The organism is Streptomyces sp. NPDC059994 (genome assembly GCF_042737755.1).
GTDB lineage: Bacteria > Actinomycetota > Actinomycetes > Streptomycetales > Streptomycetaceae > Streptomyces.
Genome location: NZ_JBHWUR010000197.1, coordinates 1 through 6,020, shown reverse-complemented (window position 1 = coordinate 6,020; position 6,020 = coordinate 1). Strand labels below are relative to the sequence as shown.

6 protein-coding genes are annotated in these 6,020 nt (G+C 69.6%); 2 read left to right on the top strand and 4 right to left on the bottom strand.

What is annotated here, in order from left to right; genetic code table 11:
• Positions 1-316: 316 nt before the first annotated feature.
• A complete protein-coding gene (locus tag ACFWA7_RS39540) occupies positions 317-1,324 on the bottom strand; it encodes a stage II sporulation protein M (protein WP_385828000.1) in 1,008 nt (335 codons plus the stop codon).
• A 137-nt stretch (positions 1,325-1,461) separates the two neighbouring features.
• Between ACFWA7_RS39540 and ACFWA7_RS39535 the strand changes: the two genes are divergently transcribed.
• Positions 1,462-2,487, top strand: coding sequence for an RDD family protein (locus ACFWA7_RS39535; RefSeq protein WP_385827998.1), 1,026 nt, complete (start codon positions 1,462-1,464; stop codon positions 2,485-2,487).
• Between the two features lie 79 nt (positions 2,488-2,566).
• Here the strand turns inward: ACFWA7_RS39535 and ACFWA7_RS39530 are convergent, their stop codons facing one another.
• The 3 genes from ACFWA7_RS39530 to ACFWA7_RS39520 form a co-directional block, all read right to left on the bottom strand.
• Positions 2,567-3,184 (bottom strand): hypothetical protein, encoded by a 618-nt coding sequence (locus tag ACFWA7_RS39530; RefSeq protein WP_385549825.1) that lies wholly within the window; start codon positions 3,182-3,184, stop codon positions 2,567-2,569.
• Positions 3,185-3,340: 156 nt separating this feature from the next.
• Positions 3,341-4,798 (bottom strand): adenosylhomocysteinase, encoded by a 1,458-nt coding sequence (gene ahcY, locus ACFWA7_RS39525; protein ID WP_385549828.1) that lies wholly within the window; start codon positions 4,796-4,798, stop codon positions 3,341-3,343.
• Positions 4,799-5,439: 641 nt separating this feature from the next.
• Positions 5,440-5,625 carry a hypothetical protein gene (locus tag ACFWA7_RS39520; RefSeq protein ID WP_385549846.1) on the bottom strand — a complete coding sequence of 62 codons (186 nt, stop codon included), beginning with the start codon at positions 5,623-5,625 and terminating at the stop codon, positions 5,440-5,442.
• Here ACFWA7_RS39520 and ACFWA7_RS39515 point away from each other — a divergent pair.
• The gene (locus tag ACFWA7_RS39515; protein ID WP_385549831.1) at positions 5,608-5,709 is read left to right on the top strand and encodes a hypothetical protein; all 102 of its coding nucleotides are present in this window, start codon (positions 5,608-5,610) and stop codon (positions 5,707-5,709) included. The genes ACFWA7_RS39520 and ACFWA7_RS39515 overlap by 18 nt on opposite strands.
• Positions 5,710-6,020: the final 311 nt, after the last annotated feature.

Sequence of the window (6,020 nt, the reverse complement as noted above, 5' to 3'; positions counted from 1 at the left end):
ATCAGACTCTTTCGTGTCCGATTCCCAGTCAGCGGGACTCGCTTTCCAGGTTTTCGCTTTCGCGTTTCCCTTTCCGGCGACTCCGACTCTATCAGAAGCATTTCGGCCGAGCTAATCGGCTTCGTGGTTCGAATCAATCGGAGATGGCTCTTCTTCGAGAAATTCAATTCCCGGGGAGAGCGAGATAGATGTTAGCCAGTGCGCCCGGACCTGTCCAGTCCCGCGCAACCGTTTGAATCTACCTCCCCACGCGAACTGTGTCAACAGTTTTTGTGGGCGAAGAGGACAGTACCAGGTCAGAGGGGTCGTACGCACATCACGCGGCAGTGGGAAGCCCGGCGCTGCGGTCCGGTTCGTCGACGTCGCCCGTCTCGCCCTCGCGTACTGCTCGGCCGCCGAGCACGTAGACGTACAAGAGAAATGCCAGCTCGGCGGCGATGCCGATGGTGATGCGGGCCCAGGTGGGCAGGCCCGACGGCGTGACGAAGGCTTCGATCAGGCCTGAGACAAACAGGACCAGGGCCAGGCCGATGGCCATGCCCAGGGCCGCGCGGCCTTCCTCGGCGAGGGCGTCGCGGCGGGCGCGGGGGCCGGGGTCGATGACGGTCCACCCAAGGCGTAGCCCTGTACCCGCCGCTACGAAGACGGCGGTCAGTTCGAGAAGGCCATGCGGGAGGACCAGGCCGAGGAAGGTGTCCAGGCGGCCGGCCGAGGACATGAGGCCGATGCCCACGCCCAGGTTCAGCATGTTGGAGAAAAGGACCCAGAGGACCGGGAGCCCCAGGAAGGCGCCCAGGACCAGGCACATCGCGGCTGCCTGCGCGTTGTTGGTCCAGACCTGAGCCGCGAAGGAGGCCGCGGGGTGGCTTGAGTAGTACGTCTCGTACTCACCACCGGGTCGTGTCATGTCCCTGAGCGTCTCCGGAGCGGCGATCGACGACTGGACCTCGGGGTGGGTGCCGATCCACCAGCCGATGATCGCGGCCAGCGCGGTCGAGAGCAGGGCCGCCGGAATCCACCATCTACGCGCGCGATAGACGGCTGCCGGGAATCCGGCGGTCAGAAAGCGCGCGGCGTCGCGCCAGGAGGCGCGGCGGGTGCCGGTCACCGTGGCGCGGGCACGGGCGACGAGCTGGGTGAGACGGGCCGTGAGCTGCGGATCCGGAGTCGAGGACTGTATGTGCGAGAGGTGCGTCGACGTGCGCTGGTAGAGGGCGACGAGTTCGTCGGCCTCGGCGCCGGACAGTCGGCGGCCACGGCGCAGTAGCTGTTCGAGTCGGTCCCACTCGGGATGGTGGGCGGTGACGAAGACGTCGAGGTCCATGGTCGGCTGCTGCTCCAGGCACTGGGTGCGTACGGTCCGTACTACTGCGGCGCGCTGCGGGCCAGCTTGGCAGACTGAGCTTTTCGAGGGTCCGGGAAGGTCGCCGCTTTGGCGGCGACGGCGAAGGGTGGGTACCGGTGAGTGCGCTGGTCACGGGGGATGCGGTCGTGCTGGGGCTGCGGCCCGCGCGGCTGCCCAGTCGCGCGCTCGCGCTCCTCATCGACATGGTGGTGGCCTGGGCCGCCTACTTGATCGTGTCGTTCGCACTGTTGCTGGCCACCGCGTCGCTCGACGATGCCGCGCAGGCGGCGATGGCCGTCGCCCTGTTCGTCCTCGTACTCGTAGGAGCGCCCATAGCGGTCGAGACGCTGACGCATGGACGCTCGTTGGGGAAGCTCGCCTGTGGCCTTCGGGTGGTGCGCGACGACGGAGGGCCGATCCGCTTCCGGCACGCGCTCGTGCGCGGGGCCATGGGCGTGGTGGAGATCCTGCTGACCTTCGGGGTGGTCGCCTGCATCGCGTCGCTGGTTTCGGAGCGGGGGCGGCGGATCGGAGATGTGTTCGCGGGGACCCTGGTCGTTCGGGAGAGGGTGCCGGTCGGACGGGCCGCCGCCGTGCCGCCTCCTCCGCCTTGGCTGATGGGACGTTTCTCCGGGCTCGATCTGTCGGGGGTGCCGGACGCGCTGTGGCTGGCCGTACGGCAGTACCTGACGCGAATGGGGCAGCTCGACGCGCAGGTGAGCTGGGCGATGGCGGTCCGGCTGGCCGACGATCTGGTGGCGCGGACAGGGGCGCCGGCGCCGCAGGGCGTGCCTCCGGCCGCGTATCTGGCGGCGGTGATGGCCGAGCGGCAGACTCGGGACGCGCGGCGGGCGTTCGGGGCGGTGCGGGCGGCGGGCGGGGCCGGCGGCATCGCCGGATACGGGGATTCCGGTACGGCGGTGGGCGGGGCAGCGGCCATGGGCGAGGCCTCGGCCCCGGGTCCTGCCGCGTCGGCGCCTCACGGCGCGGCGCACATCGCGGGCGCGCCCGTCCGGACCGCCGCTCCCCCGCGTATGCCATCCGCGGGCACGGCATCCGCCTCCTCGGCACCGAAGCCGGGGCCCGAGGCCGAGCCCGAGCCCGATACTCGGTCCGCCACGGGCTTCGTGCCGCCTGTCTGAATCAACTGACCCGATCCGTCAGCCCCATCCGTACAGGTCATCCGGCTGCGTCTGCTTGGCGCGCCCACACTCGGGCTGCCTACCGCGCCCAGGCCGTCGGCGGGCTTTCGAGGGATTCGAGCTCGATTCCGGGAGCCGCGAGGACCACGTCACCGGCGATGTGGACGACGTGCTGTTCACCCGTGTCCAGGGCGCTGACCTGGTACTCGTCCACGGCCAGGGGGCCGTTGTCAGTGGCGTGCGCTTCACTGTTCACCAAGGCCCAGGACTGGTCGAGGGTGCGGGGGGCGAGGACCGGGTCGGTGAAGGCGACAAGGCGTACGCGGGTCGCGGGGGAACCGGGGGTGAGGCGGAGCAGACGTGATGTGGCGATGAGGAACGCCGGGGACATGCCGGTGAAGGCGTGGGCGGGGACGTTGCCTTCGGTGGCGTGAGTGCCGGTGGGGTCGGTGCGGACCCAGGTGACGCCGTCGAGGGCGGCGCCGCGCACCTGCCAGCCTCCGGCGTGGAGTTCGAGGCGGATGGGGCGGCCGAGGTCGTCGAGGGCGAGGTCGACGGAGCCGGCGGGATCGCCGGAGGGGGTGGTGATCTGAGAGACGTAGCGCCAGCCGGAGGGGCCGGGCGCGCAGTGGAAGTGTTCTTCGCCGAGGGGGGTGTGGTCGTGCGGATCGTGAAGCGAATACCGGCCGCGGGGCATGGGGTCTTGTGGTCCTCGGGGGCGTAGGGGTGGACCGTTGTACAGAGCGGGGTACGGGGCAGGCCCCCGGCACGGGGGTCCGGGGGCCTGCCTTGTACCGCTGTTCTCGGTACTACGTTCTCGGTACCGCGGCTGTTGAGTCCGTCAGTTACGGAATCAGTAGCGGTAGTGGTCCGACTTGAACGGGCCATCGACCTCGACGCCGATGTACGCGGCCTGCTCGGGGCGGAGCGTCGTGAGCTTCACGCCGAGCGAGTCGAGGTGGAGGCGGGCGACCTTCTCGTCGAGGTGCTTGGGCAGCACGTAGACGTCGGTCGGGTACTCCTCGGGCTTGGTGAACAGCTCGATCTGGGCCAGGGTCTGGTCCGCGAACGAGTTGGACATCACGAACGACGGGTGGCCGGTCGCGTTGCCCAGGTTGAGCAGGCGGCCCTCCGAGAGGACGATGAGGACCTTGCCGTCGGGGAACGTCCAGGTGTGGACCTGCGGCTTGACCTCGTCCTTGACGACGCCGGGGATCTTGGCGAGGCCGGCCATGTCGATCTCGTTGTCGAAGTGGCCGATGTTGCCGACGATGGCCTGGTGCTTCATCTTGGCCATGTCCGCGGCCATGATGATGTCCTTGTTGCCCGTCGTGGTGACGAAGATGTCGGCCTTGTCGACCACCTCGTCGAGCGTGGTGACCTGGTAGCCGTCCATCGCCGCCTGCAGGGCGCAGATCGGGTCGATCTCGGTGATGATCACTCGCGCGCCCTGGCCGCGCAGGGACTCCGCGCAGCCCTTGCCCACGTCGCCGTAGCCGCAGACGACGGCGGTCTTACCGCCGATGAGGACGTCGGTGGCGCGGTTGATGCCGTCGATCAGGGAGTGGCGGCAGCCGTACTTGTTGTCGAACTTGGACTTGGTGACCGCGTCGTTGACGTTGATCGCAGGGAAGAGGAGGGTGCCGTCGCGGTGCATCTCGTACAGACGGTGGACACCGGTCGTGGTCTCTTCGGTGACGCCGCGGATCTCGGACGCCAGCTGGGTCCACTTCTGCGGGTTCTCGGAGAGGGTGCGGTTCAGCAGGGTGAGGATGTAGCCGTACTCCTCGCTGTCCGCGGTGGACGGGTCCGGGGCCGCACCGGCCTTCTCGAACTCGACGCCCTTGTGGACCAGGAGCGTGGCGTCACCGCCGTCGTCCAGGATCATGTTCGGGCCGCCGGTCGGGGTGTTCGGCCACGTGAGGGCCTGCTCCGTGCACCACCAGTACTCCTCCAGGGTCTCGCCCTTCCAGGCGAAGACCGGGACGCCCTGGGGGTTCTCGGGGGTGCCGTTCGGGCCGACCGCGATGGCGGCGGCGGCGTGGTCCTGGGTGGAGAAGATGTTGCAGGAGGCCCAGCGGACCTCGGCGCCGAGGGCGACGAGGGTCTCGATCAGGACGGCGGTCTGCACCGTCATGTGCAGGGAGCCGGTGACCCGGGCGCCGGCGAGCGGCTGGGTGGCGGCGTACTCCTTGCGGATCGACATCAGGCCGGGCATCTCGTGCTCGGCGAGGGTGATCTCCTTGCGCCCGAAGGCGGCGAGGGAGAGGTCGGCGACCTTGAAGTCCTGGCCGGCGTCGACAGTCGTCATGGCGAGCTGCTCCTCGTAGGTGGGTCGAGGGTGGGTACGGAAGGTCTGCGGGCGCGCCTGGGCACGGCAACGGCCACGCGGGCGCCAACGGGTGCCCGGCGGACATCACGATGTCCGGGTGGACACCGGAGTGTCCGTGGGCACCCAGCGGTGCCCGTCGTGCTCACAGCGCAGTCCGTCGGAGGCCCTCTCTCCCTCGGCCGGTGCGCGTGGCGTACCGACCGACCGCCATCAGCAGCGACGTCTGGCTCTGGTCACGAATCTACACCGATCGGCCCAGCCGCCCCCAGCCCGTCCCGGATGGCGAGGTGGAGACATTCAGGGTCGGGAGCCTTCCCAAAGAGGATCAAGGAGGGGCAGCAAGGGTTAGCCGTGAGCGTCGCGGGTGGGGAGGTGGCACTGGCCGCGGATGCGGCGATGGCCGTCGACCGCGTTCCGGTTGGGGTGGCTCCGGGGGCAGCCCTTGCCGCCGCCGCGACTCCGGGCCGTACCGGGGGCGCTTCCGGTGCGAGCGGTGTCGGCGATTCTCCTGATGAACGTCCCGGCGGCTCCAGGAGTTCCGGCCGATCCCACGCCCCCGAAGGCTCCGAAGGCCCCGCAGGTTCCGGCGCCCCCGCCGACTCCCGCGAAGTCCTATCCGGCTACCTCACCCCGTACACCGTGAAGGTCACCCTGGCAGCGGGCGAGAAGGAGGCTGCTATCCGGGAGATGGTCGAGCTGCGGGCCGCAGCGGGAACGTACGGGATGTCGACGAGCTCGTACTGGTCGCGTCGGCGCGTGAGGCGCCGGGCACGACCGGGCTCGGCGAGGTGATCGCGATTCCGCACGCCGAGACGGATGCGGTGGCGACGCCGACCGTGGAATTCGCCCGGTCCTCCGAGGGGATCGAGTGGGGCGCCCTGGACGGGTGAAGGCCAAGCTGCTCTTCATGATCTCGGTGCCGGGGCCGGCGGCCGGGGGACGAGCACCTGCGGATCCTGGCACGGCTCTCGCGCCAGCTCATGGACCTGAGTTCCGAGTGCGGTTGGCGGGAGCGCCGGACGAGGCGGCCGTACTCGCGGTGCTGAGCGAGACCCAGTAGAGGGTGCGTCCAGCAGACGTTCGGACCCAGTAGCCGTGCGGACCCCGTAGACGTGTGGGCGGGGCGGGAAGTCCTCTCCCCCCCCCCCCCCACACACCCCAGCCCAAACCACCACCCCCCAACAACATAGCCCCGAAAAAA

Coding starts and splice junctions, on each gene's coding strand:
- ACFWA7_RS39530 (WP_385549825.1), bottom strand. CDS start 3,184: ATGCCCCGCGGCCGGTATTCGCTTCACGATCCGCACGACCACACCCCC.
- ahcY (WP_385549828.1), bottom strand. CDS start 4,798: ATGACGACTGTCGACGCCGGCCAGGACTTCAAGGTCGCCGACCTCTCC.
- ACFWA7_RS39540 (WP_385828000.1), bottom strand. CDS start 1,324: ATGGACCTCGACGTCTTCGTCACCGCCCACCATCCCGAGTGGGACCGA.